The sequence below is a fragment of the Actinomycetes bacterium genome, from assembly GCA_035506535.1.
Taxonomy (GTDB): domain Bacteria; phylum Actinomycetota; class Actinomycetes; order DATJPE01; family DATJPE01; genus DATJPE01.
The window spans coordinates 1-25,142 of record DATJPE010000012.1 but is presented as its reverse complement, the minus strand read 5'-3'; the positions used below and the strand labels follow the sequence as shown (position 1 = coordinate 25,142).

42 protein-coding genes and 1 pseudogene are annotated in these 25,142 nt (G+C 70.5%); 2 read left to right on the top strand and 41 right to left on the bottom strand.

Annotated features, from left to right (window positions below; all coding sequences use genetic code 11):
- A partial coding sequence (locus tag VMI11_02110; GenBank protein HTY71199.1) for an amidohydrolase occupies positions 1 to 342 on the top strand: 342 nt, incomplete at its 5' end.
- Positions 339 to 845 (top strand): nitroreductase/quinone reductase family protein, encoded by a 507-nt coding sequence (locus VMI11_02105; protein HTY71198.1) that lies wholly within the window; start codon positions 339 to 341, stop codon positions 843 to 845. The genes VMI11_02110 and VMI11_02105, both read left to right, overlap by 4 nt.
- Positions 846 to 857: 12 nt before the next feature.
- Here VMI11_02105 and glmM read toward each other — a convergent pair whose 3' ends face one another.
- The 41 genes and pseudogenes from glmM to tuf form a co-directional block, all read right to left on the bottom strand.
- Positions 858 to 2,213, bottom strand: coding sequence for a phosphoglucosamine mutase (gene glmM, locus VMI11_02100; protein HTY71197.1), 1,356 nt, complete (start codon positions 2,211 to 2,213; stop codon positions 858 to 860).
- 18 nt (positions 2,214 to 2,231) lie between these two features.
- Positions 2,232 to 2,750: a 30S ribosomal protein S9 gene (rpsI, locus tag VMI11_02095; protein HTY71196.1), complete on the bottom strand. Its 519-nt coding sequence runs from the start codon at positions 2,748 to 2,750 to the stop codon at positions 2,232 to 2,234.
- Between the two features lie 34 nt (positions 2,751 to 2,784).
- A complete protein-coding gene (gene rplM / locus VMI11_02090) occupies positions 2,785 to 3,228 on the bottom strand; it encodes a 50S ribosomal protein L13 (GenBank protein ID HTY71195.1) in 444 nt (147 codons plus the stop codon).
- 170 nt (positions 3,229 to 3,398) lie between these two features.
- Positions 3,399 to 3,539, bottom strand: coding sequence for a hypothetical protein (locus VMI11_02085; GenBank protein ID HTY71194.1), 141 nt, complete (start codon positions 3,537 to 3,539; stop codon positions 3,399 to 3,401).
- 8 nt (positions 3,540 to 3,547) lie between these two features.
- Positions 3,548 to 3,811, bottom strand: coding sequence for a hypothetical protein (locus tag VMI11_02080; protein HTY71193.1), 264 nt, complete (start codon positions 3,809 to 3,811; stop codon positions 3,548 to 3,550).
- 25 nt (positions 3,812 to 3,836) lie between these two features.
- Positions 3,837 to 4,028 carry a helix-turn-helix transcriptional regulator gene (locus VMI11_02075; GenBank protein HTY71192.1) on the bottom strand — a complete coding sequence of 64 codons (192 nt, stop codon included), beginning with the start codon at positions 4,026 to 4,028 and terminating at the stop codon, positions 3,837 to 3,839.
- 31 nt (positions 4,029 to 4,059) lie between these two features.
- Entirely contained in the window at positions 4,060 to 4,296 is a 237-nt protein-coding gene (locus VMI11_02070; GenBank protein HTY71191.1) for a hypothetical protein, read from the bottom strand.
- Positions 4,297 to 4,335: 39 nt separating this feature from the next.
- Positions 4,336 to 6,018, bottom strand: a complete 1,683-nt coding sequence (locus VMI11_02065) for an ATP-binding cassette domain-containing protein (protein ID HTY71190.1) — start codon at positions 6,016 to 6,018, stop codon at positions 4,336 to 4,338.
- A gap of 93 nt (positions 6,019 to 6,111) precedes the next feature.
- Positions 6,112 to 6,942 (bottom strand): tRNA pseudouridine(38-40) synthase TruA, encoded by an 831-nt coding sequence (gene truA / locus VMI11_02060; GenBank protein HTY71189.1) that lies wholly within the window; start codon positions 6,940 to 6,942, stop codon positions 6,112 to 6,114.
- Positions 6,943 to 6,962: 20 nt separating this feature from the next.
- Entirely contained in the window at positions 6,963 to 7,679 is a 717-nt protein-coding gene (gene rplQ / locus VMI11_02055) for a 50S ribosomal protein L17 (protein HTY71188.1), read from the bottom strand.
- A 93-nt stretch (positions 7,680 to 7,772) separates the two neighbouring features.
- A complete protein-coding gene (locus VMI11_02050) occupies positions 7,773 to 8,789 on the bottom strand; it encodes a DNA-directed RNA polymerase subunit alpha (protein ID HTY71187.1) in 1,017 nt (338 codons plus the stop codon).
- Between the two features lie 112 nt (positions 8,790 to 8,901).
- On the bottom strand, positions 8,902 to 9,528 hold the full coding sequence (rpsD, locus tag VMI11_02045) for a 30S ribosomal protein S4 (GenBank protein ID HTY71186.1): 627 nt from the start codon (positions 9,526 to 9,528) through the stop codon (positions 8,902 to 8,904).
- A 19-nt stretch (positions 9,529 to 9,547) separates the two neighbouring features.
- Positions 9,548 to 9,952 carry a 30S ribosomal protein S11 gene (gene rpsK / locus VMI11_02040; GenBank protein ID HTY71185.1) on the bottom strand — a complete coding sequence of 135 codons (405 nt, stop codon included), beginning with the start codon at positions 9,950 to 9,952 and terminating at the stop codon, positions 9,548 to 9,550.
- An 85-nt stretch (positions 9,953 to 10,037) separates the two neighbouring features.
- Entirely contained in the window at positions 10,038 to 10,418 is a 381-nt protein-coding gene (gene rpsM, locus VMI11_02035) for a 30S ribosomal protein S13 (GenBank protein ID HTY71184.1), read from the bottom strand.
- 220 nt (positions 10,419 to 10,638) lie between these two features.
- A complete protein-coding gene (rpmJ, locus tag VMI11_02030; protein HTY71183.1) occupies positions 10,639 to 10,752 on the bottom strand; it encodes a 50S ribosomal protein L36 in 114 nt (37 codons plus the stop codon).
- 43 nt (positions 10,753 to 10,795) lie between these two features.
- Entirely contained in the window at positions 10,796 to 11,017 is a 222-nt protein-coding gene (gene infA, locus VMI11_02025; GenBank protein ID HTY71182.1) for a translation initiation factor IF-1, read from the bottom strand.
- A gap of 237 nt (positions 11,018 to 11,254) precedes the next feature.
- Positions 11,255 to 12,082, bottom strand: coding sequence for a type I methionyl aminopeptidase (gene map, locus VMI11_02020; GenBank protein ID HTY71181.1), 828 nt, complete (start codon positions 12,080 to 12,082; stop codon positions 11,255 to 11,257).
- A gap of 7 nt (positions 12,083 to 12,089) precedes the next feature.
- Positions 12,090 to 12,653 carry an adenylate kinase gene (locus tag VMI11_02015; GenBank protein HTY71180.1) on the bottom strand — a complete coding sequence of 188 codons (564 nt, stop codon included), beginning with the start codon at positions 12,651 to 12,653 and terminating at the stop codon, positions 12,090 to 12,092.
- On the bottom strand, positions 12,653 to 13,951 hold the full coding sequence (secY, locus tag VMI11_02010) for a preprotein translocase subunit SecY (GenBank protein HTY71179.1): 1,299 nt from the start codon (positions 13,949 to 13,951) through the stop codon (positions 12,653 to 12,655). The genes VMI11_02015 and secY overlap by 1 nt, the downstream gene beginning before the upstream one ends.
- A 121-nt stretch (positions 13,952 to 14,072) precedes the next feature.
- Positions 14,073 to 14,513, bottom strand: coding sequence for a 50S ribosomal protein L15 (rplO, locus tag VMI11_02005; GenBank protein HTY71178.1), 441 nt, complete (start codon positions 14,511 to 14,513; stop codon positions 14,073 to 14,075).
- A 1-nt stretch (position 14,514) separates the two neighbouring features.
- Positions 14,515 to 14,697, bottom strand: coding sequence for a 50S ribosomal protein L30 (gene rpmD / locus VMI11_02000; GenBank protein HTY71177.1), 183 nt, complete (start codon positions 14,695 to 14,697; stop codon positions 14,515 to 14,517).
- Position 14,698: 1 nt separating this feature from the next.
- Positions 14,699 to 15,298 (bottom strand): 30S ribosomal protein S5, encoded by a 600-nt coding sequence (gene rpsE, locus VMI11_01995; GenBank protein ID HTY71176.1) that lies wholly within the window; start codon positions 15,296 to 15,298, stop codon positions 14,699 to 14,701.
- A gap of 109 nt (positions 15,299 to 15,407) precedes the next feature.
- A complete protein-coding gene (gene rplR / locus VMI11_01990; protein HTY71175.1) occupies positions 15,408 to 15,794 on the bottom strand; it encodes a 50S ribosomal protein L18 in 387 nt (128 codons plus the stop codon).
- A gap of 2 nt (positions 15,795 to 15,796) precedes the next feature.
- Positions 15,797 to 16,333 (bottom strand): 50S ribosomal protein L6, encoded by a 537-nt coding sequence (rplF, locus tag VMI11_01985; GenBank protein HTY71174.1) that lies wholly within the window; start codon positions 16,331 to 16,333, stop codon positions 15,797 to 15,799.
- A 10-nt stretch (positions 16,334 to 16,343) separates the two neighbouring features.
- Positions 16,344 to 16,745: a 30S ribosomal protein S8 gene (rpsH, locus tag VMI11_01980; GenBank protein HTY71173.1), complete on the bottom strand. Its 402-nt coding sequence runs from the start codon at positions 16,743 to 16,745 to the stop codon at positions 16,344 to 16,346.
- 70 nt (positions 16,746 to 16,815) lie between these two features.
- On the bottom strand, positions 16,816 to 17,001 hold the full coding sequence (locus VMI11_01975; GenBank protein HTY71172.1) for a type Z 30S ribosomal protein S14: 186 nt from the start codon (positions 16,999 to 17,001) through the stop codon (positions 16,816 to 16,818).
- A gap of 2 nt (positions 17,002 to 17,003) precedes the next feature.
- Positions 17,004 to 17,576: a 50S ribosomal protein L5 gene (gene rplE, locus VMI11_01970; protein ID HTY71171.1), complete on the bottom strand. Its 573-nt coding sequence runs from the start codon at positions 17,574 to 17,576 to the stop codon at positions 17,004 to 17,006.
- Positions 17,576 to 17,899, bottom strand: coding sequence for a 50S ribosomal protein L24 (rplX, locus tag VMI11_01965; GenBank protein HTY71170.1), 324 nt, complete (start codon positions 17,897 to 17,899; stop codon positions 17,576 to 17,578). Before rplX ends, rplE begins: the two co-directional genes overlap by 1 nt.
- Positions 17,900 to 17,911: 12 nt before the next feature.
- The gene (gene rplN / locus VMI11_01960) at positions 17,912 to 18,280 is read right to left on the bottom strand and encodes a 50S ribosomal protein L14 (protein ID HTY71169.1); all 369 of its coding nucleotides are present in this window, start codon (positions 18,278 to 18,280) and stop codon (positions 17,912 to 17,914) included.
- A 15-nt stretch (positions 18,281 to 18,295) separates the two neighbouring features.
- Positions 18,296 to 18,604 carry a 30S ribosomal protein S17 gene (rpsQ, locus tag VMI11_01955; protein ID HTY71168.1) on the bottom strand — a complete coding sequence of 103 codons (309 nt, stop codon included), beginning with the start codon at positions 18,602 to 18,604 and terminating at the stop codon, positions 18,296 to 18,298.
- Positions 18,601 to 18,828 (bottom strand): 50S ribosomal protein L29, encoded by a 228-nt coding sequence (gene rpmC, locus VMI11_01950; GenBank protein HTY71167.1) that lies wholly within the window; start codon positions 18,826 to 18,828, stop codon positions 18,601 to 18,603. Before rpmC ends, rpsQ begins: the two co-directional genes overlap by 4 nt.
- Positions 18,828 to 19,247: a 50S ribosomal protein L16 gene (rplP, locus tag VMI11_01945; protein ID HTY71166.1), complete on the bottom strand. Its 420-nt coding sequence runs from the start codon at positions 19,245 to 19,247 to the stop codon at positions 18,828 to 18,830. The genes rpmC and rplP overlap by 1 nt, the downstream gene beginning before the upstream one ends.
- A gap of 3 nt (positions 19,248 to 19,250) precedes the next feature.
- Positions 19,251 to 20,090, bottom strand: a complete 840-nt coding sequence (gene rpsC / locus VMI11_01940; GenBank protein ID HTY71165.1) for a 30S ribosomal protein S3 — start codon at positions 20,088 to 20,090, stop codon at positions 19,251 to 19,253.
- Between the two features lie 7 nt (positions 20,091 to 20,097).
- Positions 20,098 to 20,475 carry a 50S ribosomal protein L22 gene (gene rplV, locus VMI11_01935; protein ID HTY71164.1) on the bottom strand — a complete coding sequence of 126 codons (378 nt, stop codon included), beginning with the start codon at positions 20,473 to 20,475 and terminating at the stop codon, positions 20,098 to 20,100.
- The gene (rpsS, locus tag VMI11_01930) at positions 20,475 to 20,756 is read right to left on the bottom strand and encodes a 30S ribosomal protein S19 (GenBank protein HTY71163.1); all 282 of its coding nucleotides are present in this window, start codon (positions 20,754 to 20,756) and stop codon (positions 20,475 to 20,477) included. The genes rplV and rpsS overlap by 1 nt, the downstream gene beginning before the upstream one ends.
- Positions 20,757 to 20,767: 11 nt before the next feature.
- Positions 20,768 to 21,604, bottom strand: a complete 837-nt coding sequence (gene rplB, locus VMI11_01925; GenBank protein ID HTY71162.1) for a 50S ribosomal protein L2 — start codon at positions 21,602 to 21,604, stop codon at positions 20,768 to 20,770.
- A 43-nt stretch (positions 21,605 to 21,647) separates the two neighbouring features.
- A complete protein-coding gene (gene rplW, locus VMI11_01920) occupies positions 21,648 to 21,947 on the bottom strand; it encodes a 50S ribosomal protein L23 (GenBank protein HTY71161.1) in 300 nt (99 codons plus the stop codon).
- 305 nt (positions 21,948 to 22,252) lie between these two features.
- Positions 22,253 to 22,864, bottom strand: a pseudogene (gene rplD, locus VMI11_01915) (50S ribosomal protein L4).
- A 1-nt stretch (position 22,865) separates the two neighbouring features.
- Entirely contained in the window at positions 22,866 to 23,543 is a 678-nt protein-coding gene (gene rplC, locus VMI11_01910; GenBank protein ID HTY71160.1) for a 50S ribosomal protein L3, read from the bottom strand.
- Between the two features lie 8 nt (positions 23,544 to 23,551).
- Positions 23,552 to 23,860 carry a 30S ribosomal protein S10 gene (gene rpsJ / locus VMI11_01905; GenBank protein HTY71159.1) on the bottom strand — a complete coding sequence of 103 codons (309 nt, stop codon included), beginning with the start codon at positions 23,858 to 23,860 and terminating at the stop codon, positions 23,552 to 23,554.
- 378 nt (positions 23,861 to 24,238) lie between these two features.
- The coding region (tuf, locus tag VMI11_01900; GenBank protein ID HTY71158.1) for an elongation factor Tu at positions 24,239 to 25,142 on the bottom strand (904 nt) is incomplete at its 5' end.

Genomic DNA, 25,142 nt, shown 5'->3' with positions numbered 1-25,142 from the left:
CGCACGGTCGGGCTCGTGTACGACCCGGTGCGCGCACACCCCGGGCTGGTCGCGACCTTCGCGGCGGCGTGCGAGGCGCTCGGGCGGCCGTACACGCCCGACCCGGCGGGCAGCGAGATGGGCGGGTCGACCGACTTCGGCAACGTGAGCCGGCTGGTGCCGGCCATCCACGCGGACATGGCGGTGCACTCCTGGCCCGCGGTCAACCACCAGCCCGAGTTCGCCGCGGCGTGCATCACGCCGGTGGGCGACCAGACCATGCTCGAGGGTGCGGCCGCGATGGCGCTGACCGCACTCGCCGTAGCGGCCGACCCCTCGATCATCGCGACCGGCGCGCGGTGACCCGCATCACGTCGGTCGACCCCGCGTCGATGGCCTGGCGGCGGCGCATCCTGGTGCCCCTCTCGAACAACCGGGTCGGCTACTGGTACCTCACCCGGGTGGCACCGAGGATCGACGCGACGCTGACCCCGGCGACCGGAGCGTGGCTGAGCTCCGTGCCGGGAACCCCGCTGCTGCTGCTCACGACGACCGGGGCACGGTCAGGCCGGCCGCGGACGACGCCGCTGATGTTCTTCTCCCGCGGCGAGGACGTCATCCTCATGGCCTCCAACTTCGGCCGCCGGTCACATCCCGCCTGGCTGTCCAACGTCGAAGCCGATCCCGAGGTGACGCTGCTCTTCCGCAGCCGGCGCGGGCGCTACCGCGCCCGGATCGCCGAGGGCGCCGAACGCGAGGAGCTGTGGGCCACCGCGAAGGCATTCATCGCCAACTACCGCAGCTACGAGAGCCGCGTCGCGGACCAGCGCACCATCGCCGTCGTCGTCTGCTCGCCCTTGGACTGACGTCAGCCGACGTCAGCCGAGCGCGAGCTCGACGCGCACGACGTCGGCGAGCTGCTCGGCCACCTCGCGCGCGACCAGCTCGGTCGGCGCCTCGACCATCACCCGGACCACGGGCTCGGTGCCGCTGGGCCGCAGCAGGACCCTGCCCTGGCCGCCCAGCAGCGCTTCGGCCCGCGCGAGGGCCGCGAGCAGTCCCGGCGCGGTCTCGACCCGGCCGCGGTCGACGTCGCGCACGTTGACCAGTACCTGCGGCAGCCGCTCCATGACCGAGGCGAGCTCGGCCAACGAACGTTTCGTGTCGGCCATCCGCCCGAGCAGGCTCAGGGCGGTCAGCACGCCATCCCCCGTCGTGGCGTGGTCGAGCATGACGACGTGGCCGGACTGCTCTCCGCCGAGGACGTACCCGCCGGCGCGCATCGCCTCGAGCACGTAGCGGTCGCCGACCGCGGTCTCGACGACGTGGACCCCCTCGCGCTCCATGGCGAGGCGGAACCCCAGGTTCGACATCACGGTGACCACGACGGTGTCGCGGGCCAGCGTCCCGGCCGCGCGGCGGGCGAGGGCGAGCACGGCCATGATCTGGTCGCCGTCCACGACGCTGCCGTCAGCCGACACGGCGAGGCAACGGTCGGCGTCCCCGTCGTGGGCGATCCCCGCGTCGGCGCCGCTCTCGACGACGGCCTTGCGCAGTGCCTCGAGGTGGGTCGACCCGACGCCGTCGTTGATGTTCAGCCCGTCGGGCTCGGCGGCGATCGCGACGACGTCGGCGCCGGCGCGACGCAGGGCCTCGGGGGCGATGAGGGACGCGGCGCCGTGGGCGCAGTCGACGACGACGCTGAGCCCGTCGAGGCGTACGGGCGCCGCCTTCGCCAGGAACTCCAGGTAGCGCTCCGCGCCCTGGGCGTAGGGCCGGATCCGGCCCACCCCGGCGCCGACCGGGCGCTCCCAGGGCTCGCGCATCCGCCGTTCGATCGCGTCCTCGAGCTCGTCGTCGAGCTTGATCCCGCCCCGAGCGAAGACCTTGATGCCGTTGTCCGGCATCGGGTTGTGCGATGCGGAGATCATCACCCCGAGGTCGGCACCCAGGTCGTCGGTGAGGAAGGCGACGGCCGGCGTCGGCAGCACCCCCACGTCGAGCACGTCGACGCCGGCGCTGGCCAGGCCCGCAGCAACAGCCGCGCTCAGGAACTCCCCGGACGCACGCGGGTCACGACCCAGAACGGCGACCGGCCGGTGCCCCTCGAAGGCGCCGGCGTCGGCGAGGACGTGGGCAGCGGCGACGGACAGGTCGAGCGCCAGCTCGGCGGTCAGGTCGATGTTGGCGACACCACGGACGCCGTCGGTGCCGAACAGGCGGTCAGCGGCCACGCGCTTCGCCTCGCGCGGTCAGCGCTTGGAGTACTGGGGCGCCTTGCGGGCCTTCTTGAGGCCGTACTTCTTGCGCTCCTTGACCCGCGCGTCGCGTGTGAGGTACCCGGCCCGCTTGAGGATCGGGCGGTTCCCCTCGGCGTCGACCTCGTTGAGGCAGCGGGCGATGCCGAGCCGCAGGGCGCCCGCCTGGCCAGAGACGCCACCCCCGGAGATGCGGGCGATGACGTCGAAGCGGCCCTCGGCCTCCAGAGCGCGGAACGGGTCGTTGACCAGCTGCTGGTGGACCTTGTTGGGGAAGTACTCCTCGAGGGTGCGGCCGTTGACCAGCCAGCGGCCGGTGCCCGGCACGATGCGGACGCGGGCGACCGCCTCCTTGCGACGGCCCGTCGCCCCGGCCGGAGCGGTCACCACCTCGCGGGTGCGCACCGGGGTGCGCGAGGAGGAGGTGTACTCGCTCGAGGCCTCCTCGCCCTCTTCGTCGAGAAGCTCCTCGTCGAGGTCGACGAGGTCGTCGGTGTCGGTCGCGGACGTCATCGCCACGGTCCTCTTTCTCTCGGCTTCCCGTGGCCTACTGCGCGACCTGGGTGATGGTGAACGGCACCGGCTGCTGCGCCCGGTGCGGGTGCTCCGGGCCGGCGTACACCTTGAGCTTGGACAGCATCTGCCGGCCCAGGCTGTTGTGCGGGAGCATCCCCTTGACGGCCTTCTCGACCGCCTTCTCGGGGCTGGTGGCCAGCAGGTCCTTGTACGCCGTCGCGGTCAGCCCGCCCGGGTGCCCGGAGTGGCGGTAGGCCATCTTCTGCTCGCGCTTGTCACCCGTCAGCGCCACCTTGCTCGCGTTGACGATGATCACGAAGTCCCCGGTGTCGACGTGGGGAGCGAAGATCGTCTTGTGCTTGCCGCGGAGCAAGGTCGCCGCCTGCGCGGCCAGCCGGCCGAGCACGACGTCGTCGGCGTCGATGACGAACCACTGACGCTGGACGTCGCCGGACTTCGGGCTGTACGTGCGCACGCTGCTGGGCCTTCGCTCGGGTTCGGGTGGTCGGGTCGGCACCGGAGTTACGGCTGACCCCAGGGCGCACGCGGACGGGCCGCCACGCGCCAGCAGCCGAGAATACGCGAGCGCCGCTCAGGGGGTCAAAAGCGCGCGTGCGGACCCGTCCGGCCGATCCGCGAGCGGGGTCAGGAGCTGCGCCGCAACCACACCATGCCGGCGAGGTAGGTCAAGCCGGCCAGCGCGCTGAGCCGCGACCAGATGGTGAGGGCGTCGCTGCCAGTGATGAGGCACCCGACCGAGCCGGCCACGAGGACCAGGATCAGCACGTAACAGGTCAGCTGGGCCGCGGCAGCTGGATCCAGGCGGCCCGCTCGTCAGGCGTCTCGCCCCGGAGCAGCGACACCGTCTCCGAGCCACGGCTGCCGGCCACCAGCAGCGCGCCGTAGCCCACCATGATCGCCAAGAGGACCACGCCCGCGACGGGGTCCCCCTGGACCAGCTCGACGACGGGCATGAACGCCCCGAACAGCAGGGCGCAGACCGGAACGGTCCACCGCGAGCGGTTCACCGCGCCGAGGCCGAGGGCCAGCCGGCGCACTCCGTCTCGGTGGCCGGGCTGTGCGTCAGTCGAGATGGAAGACCTCCTCGACGCTGCGCCCGAAGAATCGGGCGATCTGGATCGCGAGCGGGAGCGACGGGCTGTACCTGCCTGTCTCGATCGCGTTCACGGTCTGGCGGGAGACGCCGAGGGCTGCGCCCAGGTCGGCCTGCGACAGGTCCGTGTCGACTCGCAGCTGTCGGACGTCGTTCCGCACGATGTCAAGGATGCTTGACATCTACATCATGTCAAGCATCCTTGACATCCCGGGACGCCTCCGCAGGGGGCGACCGGCGCAGCCGGATCACTCCCGTGCGGAAGAAGTCCTCACCCGGCGACGGAGCCTGGACGACCTTGCGCTTCTCCTGCTCGAGCAGCTCCCTGGCCCGGGCCACGCCGGGGTCGAACACACTGCCGACGGCGTCGAATGCCGCGCCGGCCGCACCGGCGCTGCCCTGCATGCTGCCGCGCAGCCACCTCAGCACTCCTCCATGGTGCCTGCCGAAGTGCGCCGGCCGCGAGGCCTATCGGGAGCGGCGCACGCGCGTCTCGTCCCAGACTGCGCCGTCGGACTCGTAGACCTCGCCGTCGGCCCCGAAGACCAGGTAGCGATCCATCCCGCGCGCGAACCAGCGGTCGTGGGTCACCGCGAGCACCGTGCCCTGATAGGCAGCGAGACCTTCTTCCAGGGCCTCGGCGCTCTCCAGGTCGAGGTTGTCGGTGGGCTCGTCCAGCAGCAGCAGCGTGGCACCGCCGAGCTCCAGCAGCAGGATCTGCAGCCTGGCCTGCTGCCCGCCGGAGAGGGACTCGAAGGTCTGCTCCGCCGCGCGAGCCAGCTCGTAGCGGTCCAGGGCCCGCGACGCCTCCTCGCGGGCCATCCCGGCGCGGTGGGAGTCGCCACGGTGCAAGATCTCGAGCAAGGTCCGCCCGATGAGCTCCGGGTGCTCGTGGGTCTGGGCGAACCACCCGGGGCGCACCCGAGCACCGAGCCTGGCGCGACCCGCATGGGCGACCGGGGCGATGGGCACGTCGTCGACCGGTCGGTGCTCCACGTCCGGGTCGGACCCGCCCCGGGCGAGCAGACGCAGGAAGTGCGACTTGCCGGAGCCGTTCGAGCCGAGGATCCCGATGCGCTCCCCGTAGAAGACCTCGAGGTCGAAGGGTCGCATCAGGCCGGTGAGCTCCAGGCCCTCGCACACGACCGCCCGCTTGCCCGTACGCCCGCCCCGCAGCCGCATGGACAGGCTCTGCTCGCGCGGGAGCGCCTGGGGCGGTCCCGCCTCCTCGAACTTGGCCAGGCGGGTCATCGCCGCCTGATAGCGGCTCGCCATCCCGTCGTTGTAGGCAGCCTTCTGCTTGTACATCAGTACGAGCGCCTTGAGCTTGGCGTGCTCCTCGTCCCAGCGGCGCCGCAGCTCGTCCAGGCGCGAGAAGCGCTCCCGGCGGGCGTCGTGGTAGGTCGCGAATCCGCCCCCGTGCACCCACGCGGTGTTACCGGCAGCGCCGAGCTCCACGGTGATGACCCGGCCGGCGGTCTGGGCAAGCAGCTCGCGGTCGTGCGAGACGAACAGCACCGTCTTCGGAGACGCCCGCAGCTCCTCTTCCAGCCAGCGCTTGCCCGGTACGTCGAGGTAGTTGTCCGGCTCGTCGAGCAGCAGCACCTCATCCGGTCCCCGCAGCAGCGCCTCGAGGACGATTCGCTTCTGCTCCCCACCGGACAGGGTGCGGACCTCCCGGTACTGCGCGCGAGAGTAGGGCACCCCCAACGCCTGCGTGCAGCAGACGTCCCACAGCACCTCGATGTCGTAACCGCCGGCGTCGGCCCAGTCCGACAGTGCCTGGGCGTAGCGCATCTGGGTGCGTTCGTCGTCGGCGTCCATCATCGCGAGCTCGGTACGTTCCAGGACGGCGGCCGCGGATCGAACCCGTGGCGGCGCGACGGACAGGAGCAGGTCTCGCACGCTGCTGTCGTCCCGGACGCTGCCGACGAACTGGCGCATCACCCCCAGGCCGCCGCTCATCGTCACGGCCCCGCTGCTCGGGTGGAGATCACCGCTGATGATGCGCAGCAGCGTCGTCTTGCCCGCGCCGTTGGCGCCCACGAGGGCGACCTTCGCGCCCTCGCCGACCCGGAAGGTGATCTCGTCGAGCAGTACGCGTCCGTCCGCGAGGACGTACGACACCTTGTTCAGGTCGACGTGTCCCACGGGGGGACATCCTCCCCGTTCCTGGGCGGATGGAGCACCCGCATTGTGCGGAGACGACCCCCGGACGAGATGTCGACCGGCGCCTGGGCGCGCTCAGTCCACCGGCTCGCGACGCCGGCGAGCAGCGGCCGCCTGGGCGGCGAGCTCGGCCTCGGGCGGGTAGGCCACCTCCTCGAGGGTGAGGCCATGGGCGGGAGCGACGTGCACGCTGCTCGGCCGTACGCCGCCCGCCAGGATCTCGGCCGGCCATCCAGACGGCCGGGTACCGGAACCGACGGGGAGGAGCGCGCCCACCAGGGATCGCACCATCGAGTGGCAGAAGGCGTCCGCGCGCACGGTGGCCTCGACGGTCCCGTCCGCAGCCCGGGCCCACGCCAGCTCGAGCAGGGTCCGGACCGTGGTCGCGCCCGCTCGTCGCCGGCAGAACGCGGCGAAGTCGTGCAGACCCACCAGCGGCGCGGACGCCGCTCGCAGCCGGCCCAGGTCGAGCGGGCGGCCGTAGGCCAGGACCTCGCGACGATGCAGCGGGTCGGGCCCCGCCGGCTCGTCGCAGACTCGGTAGACGTAGCGCCGCCACAGTGCCGCGAAGCGCGCGTCGAAGCCGGCGGGCGCCGGCTGGACCGAGCGGACCCGTACGTCCGGCGGCAGCAGCCCCGCGAGCCGGCGCGGGAGACCCGCGAGGTCCTCGACCGACGTGCCGGCCGGTACGTCGACGTGGGCGACCTGCGCGCGGGCGTGCACGCCGGCGTCGGTCCGCCCGGCGACCACGACGGTCACCGGATCCGGCCGGCGCAGTGCACGGGCCAGCGCCTCCTCGAGGACCGCCTGGACTGTCCGCAGGCCTGGTTGTCGCGCCCAGCCTGCGAAGTCCGTGCCGTCGTAGCCGAGGTCGAGGCGCAGCCTGACCACGGGGTCGGCGAGCACGTCGGCCACCCGGCGCGTGCTCAGGCCCCGGGGCCGCCCTCGCCCTCGGCGGGAGCGGCTGCCTCGGCCTCCTCCGCGCCCGACTCGGGCGCGGTCTCGGCGCTCTCCTGGCCCGGGCCCTCGTCCTCGACCTCGCGCTCGGACTCCGCGATGTCGCTCTCAGCGGCGCCGGTCTCAGTGGTGCCACTCTCAGCGGTGCCAGCCGGGGTCGGCTCCTGCGGCGCGGTCTCCTGGGCCTCCGCCTCGCCAGCGGCGGCAGCCGCCGGTTCGGCAGCGGCGGGAGCCGCGTGGTCGGCGGCGGCGGCCTTCTTGGCGGGTCGGGTCCGCGACGCGCGCTTGGTCGCGGCTTCGGCCTCGCCGACCGCAGCCTGCTGGACCGTCAGCTCCTCGACGAGCTCGATGACCGCCATCGGGGCGTTGTCACCCTTGCGCGGGCCGACCTTCACGATACGGGTGTAGCCACCGGGGCGGTTCGCGTAGCGGGGCCCGATCTCGGCGAACAGCGTGTGGACGACGTCCTTGTCCCGCACGACGGTGAGGACCCGGCGCCGGGAGGCGAGGTCACCGCGCTTGGCGAAGGTGATGAGGCGTTCGGCGAGCGGTCGCAACCGCTTGGCCTTGGCCTCCGTGGTGGTGATCCGGCCACGCTCGAAGAGCGCCGTGGCCAGGTTGGCCAGCATGAGGCGCTCGTGTGCGGGGCCGCCGCCGAGACGCGGACCCTTGGTGGGGGTGGGCATGTGTCGTGCTCCTGTCGAGGTGGCGCGGAGGGGTCGGACGAGGCGGATAGCCGCCCGGGCGCTCCACGTCTCGGGAGCGCCCGGGGCGCGGGCTCAGAGCTGCTCGTCCTCGGCGTAGGACCGGTCGTCGTCGTCGAAGTAGCTGTCCACCGCCAGCCCGGGGTCGAACCCGGGAGGGCTGTCCTTGAGCGCCAGGCCCATCGAGTGCAGCTTGGCCTTGACCTCATCGATCGACTTCGCACCGAAGTTGCGGATGTCGAGCAGGTCGGCCTCGCTGCGCGCGACGAGCTCCCCGACCGTGTGGATGCCCTCACGCTTCAGGCAGTTGTAGGACCGCACGGTCAGCTCGAGCTCCTCGATCGGGAGCGCGAGGTCGGCGGCGAGCGCGGCGTCGGTCGGTGACGGACCCATGTCGATGCCCTCAGCCTCGACGTTGAGCTCGCGGGCCAGGCCGAACAGCTCGACCAGGGTCTTGCCGGCGCTGGCGACCGCGTCCCGGGGGGTCAGGCTGCGCTTGGTCTCGACGTCGATGACCAGGCGGTCGAAGTCGGTCCGCTGCTCGACGCGGGTCGCCTCGACCTTGTACGTCACCTTGAGCACCGGGCTGTAGATCGAGTCGACCGGGATCCGGCCGATCTCCTGGCCGGCCTGCTTGTTCTGCACCGCCGAGACATAGCCGCGGCCGCGCTCCACGGTCAGCTCCATCTCGAGCTTGCCCTTGGCGTTCAGCGTGGCGAGGTGCAGCTCGGGATTGTGCACCTCGACACCCGCCGGGGGCGCGATGTCCGCAGCGGTGACCACGCCCGGGCCCTGCTTGCGCAGGTACATCACGACGGGCTCGTCGTGCTCGGAGCTCACCACGAGCTCCTTGATGTTGAGGATGAGGTCAGTGACGTCCTCCTTGACGCCCGGCACGGTCGTGAACTCGTGCAGGACTCCGTCGATGCGGATCGAGGTGACCGCCGCACCGGGGATGGAGGACAGCAGCGTGCGCCGCATGGAGTTCCCGAGGGTGTAGCCGAAGCCCGGCTCGAGCGGCTCGATGACGAACCGCGAGCGGAACTCGTCGACCTGCTCCTCGACGAGGGTGGGACGCTGTGCGATGAGCATGGGTGTCCGATGTCCTTCCGGCGACGTCCGCCATATGACGTCGCGTCCGTGCTCCCCTGACCGGCATCCGACCGCCCGGGGGCCGTGCCCGTCCTCTCCTGGAGGACGTCCTTCACTTGCTGTAGAGCTCGACGATCAGCTGCTCCTGGACAGGGGTGTCGATCACCTGCCGCGCTGGCAGGGAGTGCACCAGCACCCGCATCCGGTTCGGGATCACCTCCAGCCAGGCCGGGACGGTCCGCTCGCCGGCCTCGGCGCGGGCGATGATGAACGGGGTCAGCTCGAGGGAGGACTGCCTGACCTCGACGATGTCGTTCTCGCTCACGCGGTAGCTGGGGATGTCGACCTTGTGGCCGTTGACCGTGATGTGGCCGTGGCGCACGACCTGGCGCGCCATGTCCCGTGACTTGGCGAAGCCGGCCCGGTAGACGACGTTGTCCAACCGCGACTCGAGGATGCGCAGCAGGTTCTCACCGGTCTTGCCCTGACGGCGGTTCGCCTCTTCGTAGTAGCCGCGGAACTGCTTCTCGAGGACGCCGTAGATGCGGGCGCACTTCTGCTTCTCACGCTTCTGCAGCAGGTACTCGCTGTCCTTGCTGCGGCCTCGACCGTGCTCGCCCGGTGGATAGGGGCGGATCTCGATCGGGCACTTGGGCGACTCGCACTTGGCACCCTTGAGGAACAGCTTCATCTTCTCGCGGCGGCAACGCTTGCAGTCCGCGCCGGTGTAACGGGCCATGGTGTTCGCTCTCTCCTGCTCAGACGCGGCGGCGCTTGGGGGGACGGCAGCCGTTGTGCGGCGAGGGGGTGACGTCCTGGATCGAGCCCACCTCCAGGCCGGTGGCCTGCAGTGAGCGGATCGCGGTCTCCCGGCCGGACCCTGGACCCTTGACGAAGACGTCGACCTTCTTCATGCCGTGCTCCTGAGCCCGGCGCGCGGCCGCCTCGGCAGCCATCTGGGCGGCGAACGGCGTGCTCTTGCGCGAGCCCTTGAAGCCCACGTGGCCGGCCGAGGCCCACGAGATCACGTTCCCCTGCGGGTCGGTGATCGAGACGATCGTGTTGTTGAACGTGCTCTTGATGTGCGCGTGGCCGTGCGCCACGTTCTTCTTCTCCTTGCGGCGAACCTTCTTGGCACCCGCGGTGCGGCTCTTCGGAGGCATGCTCTCTCTTCTTCTGAGGTCGGCTCGGCTGAGGGGACCCGCTCCCGCCGACGCACTGTCCGTGGCGGCCTGGAACGGGAGGGGGCTACTTCTTGCCGACCTTCTTCTTGCCGGCGATGGCCCGGCGCGGCCCCTTGCGGGTCCGGGCGTTGGTGTGGGTGCGCTGACCGTGGACCGGGAGCCCGCGGCGGTGCCGTAGGCCCTGGTAGCAGCCAATCTCGACCTTGCGCTTGATGTCGGCGGCCACCTCGCGGCGCAGGTCGCCCTCGACGCGGTAGTTGGCCTCGATGTGGTCGCGCAGGTGGACGACGTCGTCGTCGCTGAGGTCCTTGACGCGGGTGTCGGGGTTGATGCCGGTCGCGGCCAGCGTCTGCTGGGCGCGGGTGCGGCCGATGCCGAAGATGTAGGTGAGAGCGACCTCGACGCGCTTGTCGCGCGGCAGGTCGACTCCGACGAGACGTGCCATGCGGGCGGTGTGCCTTCCTGTCGTCAGCGACCGGGTTGTCGCTGACATCCTTGTCCCTGGGACGGTCGTGCCCGTCGGTGTCGTACGGCTCCGGTCCCCACCGCCCAGGTGGGTCCCCGCCCGACGTCGCGGGGGTGGCGTCCCGAACGCCCTGGCGAGGCGGTCGGGGGTCGGGAGCCGCGGGCTCGGCCGCCGGCGCTGGTGCGCCGGTGGCCGGGGGTCACCCCTGGCGCTGCTTGTGCCTGGGGTTCTCGCAGATCACCATGACCCGCCCGTGCCGGCGGATCACCTTGCACTTGTCACAGATCTTCTTGACGCTCGGGTTGACCTTCATGGGGTCGGGACTTCCTCGACTCGTTCGGGGGCCTCTGGCTGGCTCACTTGTACCGGTAGACGATCCGACCCCGGGTGAGGTCGTAGGGGCTCAGCTCCACGACGACCCGGTCCTCCGGGAGGATTCGGATGTAGTGCTGTCGCATCTTGCCGCTGATGTGAGCCAGGACCTTGTGGCCGTTGGCCAGCTCGACCCGGAACATCGCGTTGGGGAGCGACTCGACGACCGAGCCCTCGATCTCGATGGCGCCGTCTTTCTTCGGCATGTCCTCCGCGCTTCTCCCGCCACCGGGGATCCCGGGGCGTCCTGCTGTTGGTTGCTGATGTGCTGGTGCTGCTCGTGTGGTGCCACTGGTGTGCTGGTACTGATGTGGTGATTGATGGGTCGCGACCTGGCTCAGCGTCGTCGGGAGCGGGAAAGCTGCCGCAGGCGCGCCAGAGCGCGGCCGACATCGAGCCGAGGGGCAAGTCTACGTCAGGCCGGGCGGTGAACGCCAAACGGGCTAGGCCGCGTACGCCGGCACGCTGACGCCGAGGGCCTCCAGCCGGGCCCGGCCGCCGTCCAGCGCCGTGAGCACCCAGGGCCCGTCCGGGGTCAGGGTGAAGGTGTGCTCGAAGTGAGCCGAGGGCGAACCGTCCTGGGTGACGACCGTCCACCCGTCGGCGAGCTGGCGGGTGTGCCGCGAGCCCAGGTTGACCATCGGCTCGACGGCCAGCACCAGGCCCTCGACGAGCTCCGGCCCACGCCCGCCGCGCCCGTAGTTGGGCACGTTCGGGTCCTGGTGCATCTCGGTGCCGATGCCGTGGCCGACGTACTCCTCGACGATCCCATACGTCCCGCGGGAGCGCACGTAGCTCTCCACGGCGTGGCCGATGTCACTGAGGCGTCCACCGAGGCGGACCGAGGCGAAGGCGTGCCAGAGCGCTGCCTCGGTCACGGCCACCAGCTCGGCCAGCTCGGGCGCGACGGTCCCCACCGGGACGGTCACCGCCGCGTCGCCGTGCCAGCCATCGACGATCGCGCCGCAGTCGAGGGACACGATGTCGCCCGCGCGAAGGACCCGGTCGCCGGGTATCCCGTGGACGATCTCGTCGTTGACGCTGGCGCAGATGGTGGCCGGGAAGCCGTGGTAGCCGAGGAACGACGGGACGGCGCCCCGTCCGCGGATGTGCTCCTCGGCGACCGCATCGAGCTCGGCCGTGGTGACGCCCGGCCGAACCGCCTCGCGCAGCAGCTCCAGCGCCTCCGCGACCACGACGCCGGCACGGCGCATCTGCTCGACCTGGCCACGGGACTTCAGCTGGATCACCGGATGCCTCCGCCGTGCCATGCGAGTCTCACCTGCCGAGGGCGTCGAGCACGCGCTTGGTCACGTCTTCGATGGCTCCCATGCCGTCGACCTCGACGAGCAGGCCGTGCGCGGCGTACGCCTGCGCCAGCGGGGCGGTCTCCGCGGCGTAAACGTCGAGCCGACGCCGGATCACTTCCTCGGTGTCGTCGCTGCGCCCCTGCTCCTTGGCCCGCAGCAGCAGCCGATCGACCACCTCGTCGAGGTCGACCGTGAGCTCGACGACCCGGTCGAGGCCGGTGCCGGCCTCGGCCAGCATGGCGTCCAGCTCGGCCACCTGAGCCGTCGTCCGGGGATAGCCGTCCAGCAGAAAGCCCTCGGCGGCGTCGGGCTGGGACAGCCGGTCGCGGACCATCGCGTTGGTCACGCTGTCCGGGACGTAGTCACCGCGGTCCATGTACGCCTTCGCCTGCAGCCCCAGCTGCGTGCCGCCGGCGACGTTGCTCCGGAAGATGTCGCCGGTCGAGATGGCCGGGATCCCCAACCGGGCGGCGACCACGGCGGCCTGCGTCCCCTTGCCCGCCCCGGGCGGGCCGAGCAGCACCAGGCGCATCAGCGGAGGAACCCTTCGTAGTTGCGCTGTTGGAGCTGCGACTCGATCTGCTTCACGGTGTCCAGCCCGACGCCGACGATGATCAGGATGCTGGTACCGCCGAACGGGAACTGGGCCGAGGCGCCCACGAAGGCGAGCGCCGCGAGCGGGATGATCGCGATCGTGGCGAGGTAGAGGGAGCCCGGGAAGGTCAGCCGAGACAAGACGTAGTCGAGGTACTCCGCCGTGGGCCGGCCGGTCCGGATGCCGGGCACGAACCCGCCGTACTTCTTCATGTTGTCGGCGACCTCGTCGGGGTTGAACGTGATCGCGACGTAGAAGTAGGTGAAGAACACGATCAGCACGAAGAACGTGAGGATGTAGAGCGGGTGGTCGCCCTTGACGAAGGTCCGCTGGACGAAGGTCGCCCAGCTCGAGGTCTTGTTGCTCGACAGGTTGACGGCGAGGGTCGGGATGTAGAGCAGGGACGAGGCGAAGATGACGGGGATGACGCCGGCCTGGTTCACCTTGATCGGCAAGTAGGTCGACGAGCCGCCGTACATCCGCCGGCCGATCATGCGCTTGGCGTACTGCACCGGGATGCGTCGCTGCGCCTGTTCGACGAAGACGACGGCGGTCACGAGCACGAGGCCGAGCAGCAGCACCATCGCAAAGGTGAAGGCGTTCTTGGTCTGCTCGATCGACCAGAGCTGGGCGGGGAAGCGAGCGATGATCGAGGTGAAGATCAGCAGTGACATGCCGTTGCCGATGCCGCGATCGGTGATGAGCTCGCCGAGCCACATGATCACCGCGGTTCCGGCCGTCATCGTGATGACCATGACCGCCAGGACGTACCAGCTGTCGTTCGGCACCAGCGGCAGCGAGCAGTTCTGGAACAGCGCGCCCGTGGAGCGCGCGATCGCCACCAGCGCGGTCGACTGCAGGACGGCCAGGCCGACGGTGAGGTAGCGGGTGTACTGGGTCAGCTTGGCGGTCCCGGCCTGGCCCTCCTTCTTGAGGGTCTCGAAGCGCGGGATCACCACCGTCAGCAGCTGGACGATGATGCTCGCCGTGATGTACGGCATGATCCCCAGCGCGAACACCGACAGCTGCAGGAGCGCCCCACCGCTGAACAGGTTGACGATGTTGTACAGGCCGTTGTCAGCCACCTGGCCCAGGCAGGTCTGGACATTGCCGTAGTCGACGCCCGGGGTCGGGATGTGCGAGCCGAACCGGAAGATCGTGATGATGAACAGCGTGAACAGCAGCTTCCGCCGCAGGTCGGGCGTGCGGAACGCCTGGGCGAACGCGGTGAGCACGTAGGTCCTCCTGGGCTGGACCCGGGCCGTGGCGGTCCGGGTCCCGGGTGCGTTCCGAGCGGATCGAGACTAACAGCCGACGCGCCCCCGGCCCCGCTGCCGGGCGGGCGGGGGACGCGCCTCAGAGCTCGGTCGCGCTGCCTCCAGCCGCGACGATCTTGTCCTTGGCAGCGGCGGAGAACGCGTGGGCGGTGACGTCGAGGGCCACGGTCAGGTCCCCCTGTCCGAGCACCTTGACCAGCGAGTCCTTGCGGACCGCTCCCTTGGCGACGAGGTCGTCGACGCCGACGGCGCCACCCTCAGGGAACAGCGACTCGAGAGCGGCCACGTTGACGACCTGGTACTCGAGACGGAACGGGTTCTTGAAGCCCCGCAGCTTGGGCAGGCGCATGTGCAGGGGCATCTGGCCGCCCTCGAAGCGGTCGGGCACCTGGTAGCGGGCCTTCGTGCCCTTCGTGCCGCGCCCAGCGGTCTTGCCCTTCGAGCCCTGCCCGCGCCCGACGCGGGTCTTTGCGGTCTTCGCCCCGGGGGCGGGGCGAAGGTGGTGGACCTTGAGCGGCATGTCAGTCGACCTCCTCGACGGCGACGAGGTGGGTCACGGTGTGGACCATGCCCCGGATCTCCGGGCGGTCCTCCTTGACGACCACGTCGCCGATGCGCTTGAGCCCGAGGCTGCGCAGGGTCTCGCGCTGGTTGCGCTTGCCCCCGATCTCCGAACGGACCTGGGTGACCTTGAGGCGTCCCATGTCAGGAACCTCCCGAGGCACGGGCGCGCAGCAGCGCCGGCGGTGCGACCTGCTCCAGCGGCAGGCCGCGCCGGGCCGCCACCGTCTCCGGGCGCTCCAGGCCGTGCAGGGCGGCCACCGTCGCGTGCACGACGTTGATCGCGTTGTCGGACCCCAGCGACTTGCTCAGCACGTCGTGGATGCCCGCGCACTCCAGGACCGCGCGCACCGGGCCGCCGGCGATGACTCCCGTACCGGGGCTGGCCGGACGGAGCAGGACGACGCCCGCGGCCTTCTCACCCTGGACGGGGTGCGGGATCGTCCCCTGGATGCGCGGCACCTTGAAGAAGTGCTTCTTGGCCTCCTCGACGCCCTTGGCGATCGCCGCGGGGACCTCCTTGGCCTTGCCGTAGCCCACGCCGACCGTCCCGTCCCCGTCGCCGACGACGACGAGGGCCGTGAAGCTGAATCGGCGGCCGCCCTTGACCACCTTGGCGACCCGGTTGATGGCGACGACGCGCTCCAGGTACGCGGTCTTCTCACCGGCTCCGGCGCGACGGTCGTCGCGACGGTCTCGGCGCTCGCCACCCCCGCTGCCTCCTCGGCGCTGGGTCCCTGCCATCAGACGTCCTCTTCCCGGCTCGTGTGGATGCTGCTCGTGTGGATGGTTCTCGAGTTGCTGCTCGTGTGGCTGGTGCTCGTGTGGCTGGTGCTCGTGTAGCGGTGCGACATCAGAAGTCCAGCCCCGCCTCGCGGGCCGCGTCCGCGAGGGCGGCGATGCGCCCGTGGTAGCGGTTGCCGCCCCGGTCGAAGACGACCGACTCGACGCCGGCGGAGCGGGCGCGCTCGGCCACCAGCGTGCCCACCTTGCGCGCCTTCGCGGTCTTGTCGCCGCTCGCGGCGCGGAGGTCGGCCTCCATGGTCGACGCCGAGGCGAGCGTGGTGCCCGCGACGTCGTCGACGACCTGGACGAAGACGTGCCTGGAGGAGCGCGTGACCACCAGCCGCGGCCGGGCCGGCGTACCCGACACCTTCTTGCGCACCCGGATGTGGCGGCGCTTGCGGGCCAGCACATCGCGGCCGGTCCGCGTACCGCTGAGCTTCACACCGACGGTCATGGCTACTTCCCAGCCTTTCCGACCTTGCGCCGGATGACCTCGCCGGCGTACCTGACGCCCTTGCCCTTGTAGGGGTCGGGCTTGCGCAGCTTGCGGATGTTGGCCGCCACCTCGCCCACCTGCTGCTTGTCGATGCCGGACACGGTGAAGCGGGTCGGCGTCTCGACAGCGAAGCTGATGCCCTCGGGGGCCGGTACCACTACCGGGTGGCTGAAGCCGAGCGCGAACTCCAGGTCGGACCCCTTGGCGGTGACCCGGTAACCGACGCCGACGATCTCGAGGGTCTTGGAGTACCCCTGGGTCACCCCCTGGACCATGTTGGCCACGAGGGTCCGCGAGAGACCGTGCAGCGCCCGGCTCTGCCGCTCGTCATCCGGGCGCGTGACGGTCAGCACGTCGTCCTCTCGGGCCACCTGGATGGGCGTGGCGACGGTGTGGGTGAGGGTGCCCTTGGGTCCCTTCACGGTGACGTCCTGGCCGTCGATGGAGACCTCGACGCCCGAGGGGATGGTGATGGGAAGTCGTCCGATGCGTGACATGTGCCGCCCCTCACCACACGTAGGCGAGGACTTCCCCGCCCACGCCTCTCTTGGCCGCCTGCCGGTCGGTGAGCAGCCCCGTGGAGGTGGAGATGATCGCCACCCCGAGACCGCCCAGCACGCGCGGCAGAGCCGTTGACTTCGCGTACACCCGCAGGCCCGGCTTGCTGATCCGGCGCACGCCGGCGATCGAACGCTCGCGGTTGGGCCCGTACTTCAGCCCGACGACGAGCGTGGAGCCGATGCCCTCGCCGTCCTCGACCTTCCAGCTGGCGATGTAGCCCTCCTGCTGGAGGATCTCCGCGATGTGCGTCTTGATCTTGCTCGAGGGCATGCTGACCGCGTCGTGATAGGCCGCGTTTGCGTTGCGGATGCGGGTCAGCATGTCCGCGATGGGGTCGGTCATGGTCATGTCGGCCGGTGGCCTCTCTCGTCGTGGTATCCGGGTGGGACCTGCGACGTCGGTGGGTGGCGGATCGGGTCTACCAGCTGCTCTTGGTGATACCGGGGAGCTCGCCGCGGTGCGCCATCTGCCGCAGGCAGATCCGGCACAGCCCGAACTTCTTGTACACCGAGTGGGGACGCCCGCACCGCTGGCAGCGTGTGTAGGCCCGCACCTTGAACTTCGGGGTCGCGTTGGCCTTGTTGATCAGGGCCTTCTTCGCCATGATCAGTTCTCCTTAAAGGGGAAGCCGAGGGCACGCAGAAGCGCCCGCCCCTCGTCGTCGGTCTTCGCGGTGGTCACCACGGTGATGTCCATCCCCCGGACCTTGTCGATGCGGTCGATGTCGATCTCGTGGAACATCGACTGCTCGACGAGGCCGAAGGTGTAGTTTCCGCGCCCGTCGAACTGCCGCGGCGAGAGGCCGCGGAAGTCACGGATGCGGGGCAGCGCGATCGACAGCAACCGGTCGAGGAACTCCCACATCCGGTCGCCGCGCAAGGTGACGTGCGCGCCGATCGGCTGCCCCTCCCGCAGCTTGAACTGCGCGATCGACTTGCGGGCCTTGGTCACGGTGGGCTTCTGGCCGGTGATCGCGGCCAGGTCGCGGACAGCGCCCTCGATCAGCTTGGAGTCGCGAGCGGCGTCGCCCACGCCCATGTTGACCACGATCTTGGTGAGACCGGGCACCTGCATGATGTTGGGGTAGCCGAACTCCTCGCGCAGGCCAGGCGCGATCTCCTCACGGTAACGCTGCTTGAGCCGCGGCAGGGCGCGCGCCGGTGCGGTGGTCGTCGTCATCAGATGTCCTCACCGGTCCGACGCGAGACCCGCAGCCGGTTGCCGTGCTCGTCGACGCGCACGCCGGTCCGGGTCCCGACGCGCTGGCCGTTGACCTCGACGACCAGCTGCACGTTGGAGGCGTCGATGGGGGCCTCCTGCGTGATGATCCCGCCGGTCTTGGTCCCACGGGCGGTCTGCCCGACCTTGGTGTGCTTCTTGATCCGGTTGATCCCCTCGACGATGACCCGGTTTGTCTCCGGGTAAGCGGCGATGACCTTGCCCGTCAGCCCCTTGTCCTTGCCGGAGATGACGAGGACGGTGTCGCCCTTCCTGATCCGCATCTTGGCCATGGCTCAGAGCACCTCCGGGGCGAGGGAGATGATCCGCATGAACCGCTTGTCGCGCAGCTCGCGGCCCACCGGGCCGAAGATGCGCGTGCCGCGCGGCTCGCCGTCCTGGCGCAGGATCACCGCGGCGTTCTCGTCGAACTTGATGTACGAGCCATCGGGGCGGCGGCGCTCCTTCACGGTGCGCACGACGACCGCCTTGACGACCTCGCCCTTCTTGACGTTGCCACCGGGGATGGCGTCCTTGACGGTGGCCACGATGACATCGCCGATGCCGGCGTAGCGGCGACCGGAGCCGCCGAGCACGCGGATGCACAGCAACTCCTTGGCACCCGTGTTGTCGGCGACCCGAAGTCGCGACTCCTGCTGGATCACGTCTGTCTCCTGGTCCTACTTGGCCTTCTCGAGGATCTCGACGACCCGCCAGCGCTTGGTCGCCGAGAGGGGCCGGGTCTCCATGAGGAGGACGCGGTCGCCCACGCCGGCCGTGTTCGCCTCGTCGTGCGCCTTGAGCTTGTTCGTGCGGCGGATGACCTTGCCGTACAGGGGGTGCTTGACCCGGTCCTCGACGGCGACGACGACGGTCTTGTCCATCTTGTCGCTGACCACGAGGCCCTCGCGGGTCTTGCGGAACCCGCGCGCGGCGGTGCTGCTGGTGCTCACAGTGTCCTTCTCGTCAGTCGGGCCGTCGGCGCTCATTCAGCGCCGCCCTCGAACGAAATGATGCCGAGCTCGCGCTCGCGCATGATCGTGTAGATCCGTGCGATCTCCCGTCGGACCGCACGGAGCCGGCCGTGGTTCTCCAGCTGGCCGGTGGCTGACTGGAACTTGAGGTTGAACAGCTCCTGCTTGGCCTCCAGCAGCTTGGTGACCAGTTCGTCTGGCTCGAGCTCGCGCAGCTCGGCCACTCCCGGGCCGGCCATCACACCTCACCTGCCTCGCGCTTGAGGATGCGGCACTTCATGGGCAGCTTGTGCGCAGCCCGCAGCAGCGCCTCACGCGCCACCTTCTCGTTCGGGTAGCTGAGCTCGAACATCACTCGGCCGGGCTTCACGTTCGCGACCCACCACTCCGGCGAGCCCTTCCCCGAGCCCATCCGCGTCTCGGCCGGCTTCTTCGTGATCGGGCGGTCCGGGTAGATCGTGATCCAGACCTTGCCGCCACGGCGGATGTGGCGGGTGATGGCGATACGAGCGGCCTCGATCTGCCGGTTGGTGACATAGGCCGGCTCGAGGGCCTGGATCGCGTACTCGCCGAATGCGATCGCGTTGCCGCCCTTGCTCGCGCCCGAGCGCCCAGGGTGGTGCTGCTTGCGATGCTTGAGACGTCGAGGAACCAACATGGCTCAGGCCCCTTCCTCGGCAGTGGGCGGCTCAGCGGTGACCGGGACGGCCGACTCAGCGATCTCCGCCTCTGCCTCCGCGAGCTCGACCGGGTCGATCACCAGCTCGGCTGTCTCGACGGGAGCCTCGCCGCGGCTGCGGACGGGGCGGCGCGGAGCGCGTACGGCGGCAGCCGCGGCGGCAGCCTCCCGCTCGGCGCGGCCGCCGACGACGTCACCGCGGTAGATCCAGACCTTCACACCGATGCGGCCGAAGGTGGTCCGCGCCTCGTAGAAGCCGAAGTCGATGTTGGCGCGCAGCGTGTGCAGCGGCACCCGGCCCTCGCGGTAGAACTCCGAGCGGCTCATCTCTGCGCCGCCGAGGCGGCCGGAGCACTGCACCCGGATGCCCTTCGCGCCGGCCTTGAGGGCCGACTGCATGGCCTTGCGCATGGCGCGGCGGAAGGACACGCGGCTCGACAGCTGCTCGGCGACGCCCTGCGCTACGAGCTGGGCGTCGATCTCGGGGTTCTTGACCTCGAGGATGTTCAGCTGGACCTGCTTGCCGGTGAGCTTCTCGAGGTCGCCGCGGATGCGGTCGGCCTCGGCCCCTCGACGCCCGATCACGATTCCCGGCCGGGCGGTGTGGATGTCCACCCGGACCCGGTCGCGGGTGCGCTCGATGTCGACCCGGGCGATGCCCGCACGCTCCATGCCCTTGCTCATCATCCGCCGGATCGCGACGTCTTCCTTGACGTAGTCGCGGTAGCGCTGACCAGAGCGCGTGCTGTCGGCGAACCACCGGCTGCTGTGCTCGGTCGTGATACCGAGGCGGAACCCGTGCGGGTTGACCTTCTGTCCCACGACGGGATCACCCCTTCTTCCGGGCCGGCGTGGCGGCCGCGACCTGCGGCGTCACGACGACGGTGATGTGGCTGGTGCGCTTGCGGATTCGATAGGCGCGACCCTGGGCCCGCGGACGGAACCGCTTGAGCGTCGGACCCTCGTCGACGAAGGCCTCGCTGACGACCAGCGAGCGCGGGTCGAGGTCGTGGTTGTGCTCGGCGTTGGCGATGGCGCTGTCGAGGACCTTGCCGACGGTCTCGCTCGCACTCTGCGGTGCGAAGCGAAGCACGGCCTGGGCCTCCGCCGCGGGCAGCCCTCGGATGAGGTCGACCACGCGGCGCGCCTTCTGGGGGGAGACGCGCACGTAGCGCGCACTCGCCCTGGCGGAGCCTTCGGCTGCCATCAGCGACGCCTGCCCTTCCTGTCGTCCTTCTCGTGGCCACGGAAGGTCCGCGTCGGCGCGAACTCGCCGAGCTTGTGGCCCACCATCGACTCGGAGACGAACACCGGCACGTGCTTGCGCCCGTCGTGCACGGCGATCGTGTGGCCGAGCATCGCCGGGACGATCATGGAACGTCGGGACCAGGTCTTGATGACGTTCTTGGTGCCCCGCTCGTTCTGCAGATCCACCTTCTTGAGCAGGTGGTCGTCGACGAAGGGGCCCTTCTTCAGGCTGCGCGGCATGCGGCGTGCTCCTAGCGCTTCTTGTTCGACTTGCGGCGGGACACGATGTACTTGTCGCTCGCCTTGTTCGGCTTGCGGGTACGTCCTTCGGTCTTGCCCCACGGGCTGACGGGGTGCCGGCCGCCCGAGGTCTTGCCCTCCCCGCCACCGTGCGGGTGGTCGATCGGGTTCATCGCGACGCCGCGGACCGTCGGCCGCTTGCCCTTCCAGCGCATGCGGCCGGCCTTGCCCCAGTTGATGTTCGACTGCTCGGCGTTGCCGACCTCGCCGACCGTGGCGCGACAGCGCAGGTCGACCCGGCGCATCTCACCCGAGGGCATGCGCAGCTGGGCGAACGGCCCGTCCTTGGCGACCAGCTGCACGCTGGCCCCCGCCGAACGGGCGATCTTCGCCCCGCCCCCGGGCCGCAGCTCGATCGCGTGCACGATCGTGCCGACGGGGATGTTGCGCAGCGGGAGGTTGTTGCCGGGCTTGATGTCGGCGGACGGCCCGTTCTCGACGGTGTCGCCCTGCTGCAGCCTGCTCGGCGCCAGGATGTAGCGCTTCTCGCCGTCGACGTAGTGCAGCAGCGCGATCCGGGCGGTGCGGTTCGGGTCGTATTCGATGTGCGCGACCTTGGCCGGGACGCCGTCCTTGTCGGCGCGCCTGAAGTCGATGACCCGGTACGCCCGCTTGTGCCCGCCGCCCTGGTGGCGCACCGTCACCCGGCCATGGCCGTTGCGGCCGCCCTTGCCGGGGAGGGGACGCACGAGCGACTTCTCCGGCTCGTCGCGCGTGACCTCGACGAAGTCGGCAACGCTCGCGCCGCGGCGACCAGGCGTCGTCGGCTTGTACTTGCGGATGCCCATGGCCTGCTCTTTCGTCCTTCGTCTCGGAAAGTCCCGGACCCGGTCAGGAGACCGGTCCTCCGAAGATCTCGATGCGCTGTCCGTCGGCGACCGTGACGATCGCGCGCTTGGTGTCCTTGCGACGGCCCCACCCCGTGCGGGTCCGCTTGCGCTTGCCCGGGCGGTTCAGGGTGTTCACACCGGTCACGGTGACGTCGAAGACCTGCTCCACCGCGATCTTGATCTGCGTCTTGTTCGCGTCCGGTGCGACCTCGAAGGTGTACTTGTTCTCGTCGAGCAAGCCATAGCTCTTCTCCGAGATCACGGGCGCGATCAGGACGTCCCGGGGGTCGGTGATCCTCATGCCTGGTTCTCCTCCTCCGCCGAGGCCTCGGCCTCAGCGGTCCCGGCCCCAGCGGTGTCCGGCTCCGCGAGCTCAGACTCCGCGAGCTCAGGCTCCGCGACCTCCGGCTCGGCGTGCTCAGCGTCCGCGGGCTCGGCCGCCTCGGCCACAACCTCCGCGACCACAACGTCCGCGACCACAGCCTCGGCCGGTTCGGCCGGCTTCGCCGCCGCGGCCTTGGCTGTCCGCGGGGCCCGCTTGGCGGGCTCGGCCTTGGCCGGCTCCGCCGCGACGACCTCGGGGGCGCCGGCGTCACTGCGGGCGGTGAGGAAGGCGTTCAGCGCGGCGTGGGTGAAGACCACGTCGTCGCTGACCAGGACGTCGTAGGTGTTGAGCTGGTCGTGGGAGATCAGGTGCACGTTGCCCAGGTTGCGCACGCTCTTCCAGGTGACCTCGTCGGAGCGCTCCACGACTACGAGCAGGTGGGCCCGGTCGGAGAGCTGCGCCAGCGCCTGGGCCGCGGCCTTGGTCGACGGCGTCGCACCGTCCACCAGGCCGGTCACGACGTGGACCCGCCCGGCCCTCGCCCGGTCGGAGAGGGCGGCACGCAGCGCGGCCGCCTTCATCTTCTTCGGGGTCCGCTGGGAGTACTCGCGCGGGGTGGGCCCGTGGACCACGCCACCGCCGGCGAACTGGGGAGCTCGCGTCGAGCCCTGGCGGGCGCGGCCGGTGCCCTTCTGCCGGTACGGCTTCTTGCCACCGCCGCGCACCTCGCCGCGCGTGCGGGTCGATGCGGTGCCCTGCCGGGCGGCCGCGAGCTGGCTCACGACCACCTGGTGGATGAGCGGGACGTTCACCTGCACGTCGAACACGTCGCCGGGCAGCTCCAGGGTCCCGGACGCCTCGCCCGCGGGCGTACGCAGGTCGACGGTCGTCATGTCAGGCCCCCTTCGTCGCGGTCTTCACGAGCACCAGCGACCCCTTCGAGCCGGGGATCGGACCCTTGACGAGCAGCAGGCCGCGCTCCGCGTCGACCGCCTGGACGGTGAGGTTCTGGGTGGTCTGGCGGGCCTGGCCCATCCGGCCGGCCATGCGCAGGCCTTTGAACACCCGGCCCGGCGTGGCGCACCCGCCGATGGAGCCGGGCGAGCGGTGCTTGCGCTGGGTGCCGTGGGAGGCACCCAGGCCGCCGAAGCCGTGACGCTTCATGACACCCGCGAAGCCCTTGCCCTTGGTGGTGCCCACGACGTCGACGCGCTGGCCGGGCTCGAAGGTCTCCACGGTCAGCTCCTGGCCGACCGAGTACGTCGAGGCGTCCGCGGTCCGCAGCTCCACGAGGTGGCGCCGGGGGGTGACGCCGGCCTTGGCGAAGTGTCCCGCCAGCGGCTTGGTCACCCGCCGCGGGTCGACCTGGCCGAAGGCGATCTGGATCGCCGAGTAGCCGTCGACGTCCGCGGTCCGGACCTGGGTCACGACGCACGGACCGGCCTTGACGACGGTCACCGGGACCAGCCGGTTGCCCTCGTCCCAGACCTGGGTCATGCCGAGCTTCTCACCGAGCAGACCCTGGATCGAGGCCCGCTGGGCAGTGCCCGGCAGCGTGGTGGGGGTGGTCATCTCGTCCCTCAGAGCTTGATCTCGATGTCGACGCCCGCCGGCAGGTCGAGGCGCATGAGCGAGTCGACCGTCTTCGGCGTCGGGTCGAGGATGTCGATGAGACGCTTGTGGGTGCGCATCTCGAAGTGCTCGCGACTGTCCTTGTACTTGTGCGGTGAGCGGATGACGCAGTAGACGTTCTTCTCCGTCGGCAACGGCACCGGACCGGCGACCTGGGCCCCCGTGCGGGTCACCGTCTCGACGATCTTGCGCGCCGAGCTGTCGATGACCTCGTGGTCGTAGGCCTTGAGCCGGATGCGGATCTTCTGTCCCGCCATGATGGGCTTCGCCTGTCCTTCGCCTCGTGGACGTCTGCTGCGGTCCGTCGTGCTGCTGCGTCGTGCTGCTGAGTGGTGTTGCTGCTGGGTGGTGCGTGGTGGTGTCGCGTGGTCGTACGTCGGTCCGTCGGGGGCCGCGCCGACCCCCGAGGTCGGGCGTGTCGCGGTCGGACCCCGCAGTGCTGCCGCGGGGCGCTGTCGTAGGGGTGGACGTCCGGTGCGGGCGGGGACCTGCCCCGGGGCATCGAGTGATCGACGACCCGCTCCGGGCGCCTGGCAGGGGCCGGCCCCGTCCAAGGACGGGCCCGGCCCCCGGCCGAGCAAGGGTTCAGTATGCCGTACCGGCCGGCCGGGGACGAAATCCCGGCGCTGCGGGGGCTACTTGACGATCTTGGTCACCCGGCCCGCGCCGACGGTCCGGCCGCCCTCGCGGATCGCGAAGCGCAGGCCCTCCTCCATGGCGATGGGCTGGATGAGCTCGACCGACATCTCCGTGTTGTCGCCCGGCATGACCATCTCGGTGCCCTCGGGGAGGGTCACCACCCCGGTCACGTCGGTCGTCCGGAAGTAGAACTGCGGGCGGTAGTTGTTGAAGAAGGGCGTGTGCCGCCCGCCCTCGTCCTTGGACAGGATGTAGACCTGGGCCTCGAACCCGGTGTGCGGGGTGATCGACCCGGGCTTGACGACGACCTGGCCGCGCTCGACGTCCTCGCGCTTGGTTCCCCGCAGGAGCAGACCCACGTTCTCGCCGGCCTGGCCCTCGTCGAGCAGCTTGCGGAACATCTCGACACCGGTGACCGTGGTGCTCTGCTTCTCCGGGCGGATGCCGACGATCTCGACGGTCTCGTTGACCTTGATCACGCCGCGCTCGATGCGGCCGGTCACGACGGTGCCGCGGCCGGTGATCGTGAAGACGTCCTCGATCGGCATGAGGAACGGCTTGTCGATCTCACGCACGGGCTGCGGGATCGCGGTGTCGACCGCGTTCATCAGCTCCATGATCTTCTCGGCCCACTCGGCGTCGCCTTCGAGCGCCTTCAGCGCCGAGACGCGCACGACCGGGACGTCGTCGCCCGGGAACTCGTAGTCGCTGAGGAGCTCACGGACCTCCAGCTCGACGAGCTCGAGGATCTCCTCGTCGTCGACCATGTCCGCCTTGTTCAGCGCCACGACGATGTAGGGGACGCCGACCTGGCGGGCCAGGAGGACGTGCTCCTTGGTCTGCGGCATCGGGCCGTCGGTCGCCGCGACCACCAGGATGGCGCCGTCCATCTGGGCCGCG

Coding starts and splice junctions, on each gene's coding strand:
- rpsI (HTY71196.1), bottom strand. CDS start 2,750: ATGACGTCCGCGACCGACACCGACGACCTCGTCGACCTCGACGAGGAG.
- rplQ (HTY71188.1), bottom strand. CDS start 7,679: ATGCCCACCCCCACCAAGGGTCCGCGTCTCGGCGGCGGCCCCGCACAC.
- VMI11_02050 (HTY71187.1), bottom strand. CDS start 8,789: ATGCTCATCGCACAGCGTCCCACCCTCGTCGAGGAGCAGGTCGACGAG.
- rpsD (HTY71186.1), bottom strand. CDS start 9,528: ATGGCCCGTTACACCGGCGCGGACTGCAAGCGTTGCCGCCGCGAGAAG.
- rpsK (HTY71185.1), bottom strand. CDS start 9,952: ATGCCTCCGAAGAGCCGCACCGCGGGTGCCAAGAAGGTTCGCCGCAAG.
- rpsM (HTY71184.1), bottom strand. CDS start 10,418: ATGGCACGTCTCGTCGGAGTCGACCTGCCGCGCGACAAGCGCGTCGAG.
- rpmJ (HTY71183.1), bottom strand. CDS start 10,752: ATGAAGGTCAACCCGAGCGTCAAGAAGATCTGTGACAAGTGCAAGGTG.
- infA (HTY71182.1), bottom strand. CDS start 11,017: ATGCCGAAGAAAGACGGCGCCATCGAGATCGAGGGCTCGGTCGTCGAG.
- map (HTY71181.1), bottom strand. CDS start 12,082: ATGGCACGGCGGAGGCATCCGGTGATCCAGCTGAAGTCCCGTGGCCAG.
- VMI11_02015 (HTY71180.1), bottom strand. CDS start 12,653: ATGCGCCTGGTGCTGCTCGGCCCGCCCGGGGCGGGCAAGGGGACGCAG.
- rplO (HTY71178.1), bottom strand. CDS start 14,513: ATGCCGCTCAAGGTCCACCACCTTCGCCCCGCCCCCGGGGCGAAGACC.
- rpmD (HTY71177.1), bottom strand. CDS start 14,697: ATGGGACGCCTCAAGGTCACCCAGGTCCGTTCGGAGATCGGGGGCAAG.
- rpsE (HTY71176.1), bottom strand. CDS start 15,298: ATGGCAGGGACCCAGCGCCGAGGAGGCAGCGGGGGTGGCGAGCGCCGA.
- rplR (HTY71175.1), bottom strand. CDS start 15,794: ATGACCGTCGGTGTGAAGCTCAGCGGTACGCGGACCGGCCGCGATGTG.
- rplF (HTY71174.1), bottom strand. CDS start 16,333: ATGTCACGCATCGGACGACTTCCCATCACCATCCCCTCGGGCGTCGAG.
- rpsH (HTY71173.1), bottom strand. CDS start 16,745: ATGACCATGACCGACCCCATCGCGGACATGCTGACCCGCATCCGCAAC.
- VMI11_01975 (HTY71172.1), bottom strand. CDS start 17,001: ATGGCGAAGAAGGCCCTGATCAACAAGGCCAACGCGACCCCGAAGTTC.
- rplE (HTY71171.1), bottom strand. CDS start 17,576: ATGACGACGACCACCGCACCGGCGCGCGCCCTGCCGCGGCTCAAGCAG.
- rplX (HTY71170.1), bottom strand. CDS start 17,899: ATGCGGATCAGGAAGGGCGACACCGTCCTCGTCATCTCCGGCAAGGAC.
- rpsQ (HTY71168.1), bottom strand. CDS start 18,604: ATGAGCGCCGACGGCCCGACTGACGAGAAGGACACTGTGAGCACCAGC.
- rpmC (HTY71167.1), bottom strand. CDS start 18,828: ATGGCCGGCCCGGGAGTGGCCGAGCTGCGCGAGCTCGAGCCAGACGAA.
- rplP (HTY71166.1), bottom strand. CDS start 19,247: ATGTTGGTTCCTCGACGTCTCAAGCATCGCAAGCAGCACCACCCTGGG.
- rplV (HTY71164.1), bottom strand. CDS start 20,475: ATGGCAGCCGAAGGCTCCGCCAGGGCGAGTGCGCGCTACGTGCGCGTC.
- rpsS (HTY71163.1), bottom strand. CDS start 20,756: ATGCCGCGCAGCCTGAAGAAGGGCCCCTTCGTCGACGACCACCTGCTC.
- rplB (HTY71162.1), bottom strand. CDS start 21,604: ATGGGCATCCGCAAGTACAAGCCGACGACGCCTGGTCGCCGCGGCGCG.
- rplW (HTY71161.1), bottom strand. CDS start 21,947: ATGAGGATCACCGACCCCCGGGACGTCCTGATCGCGCCCGTGATCTCG.
- rplC (HTY71160.1), bottom strand. CDS start 23,543: ATGACCACCCCCACCACGCTGCCGGGCACTGCCCAGCGGGCCTCGATC.
- rpsJ (HTY71159.1), bottom strand. CDS start 23,860: ATGGCGGGACAGAAGATCCGCATCCGGCTCAAGGCCTACGACCACGAG.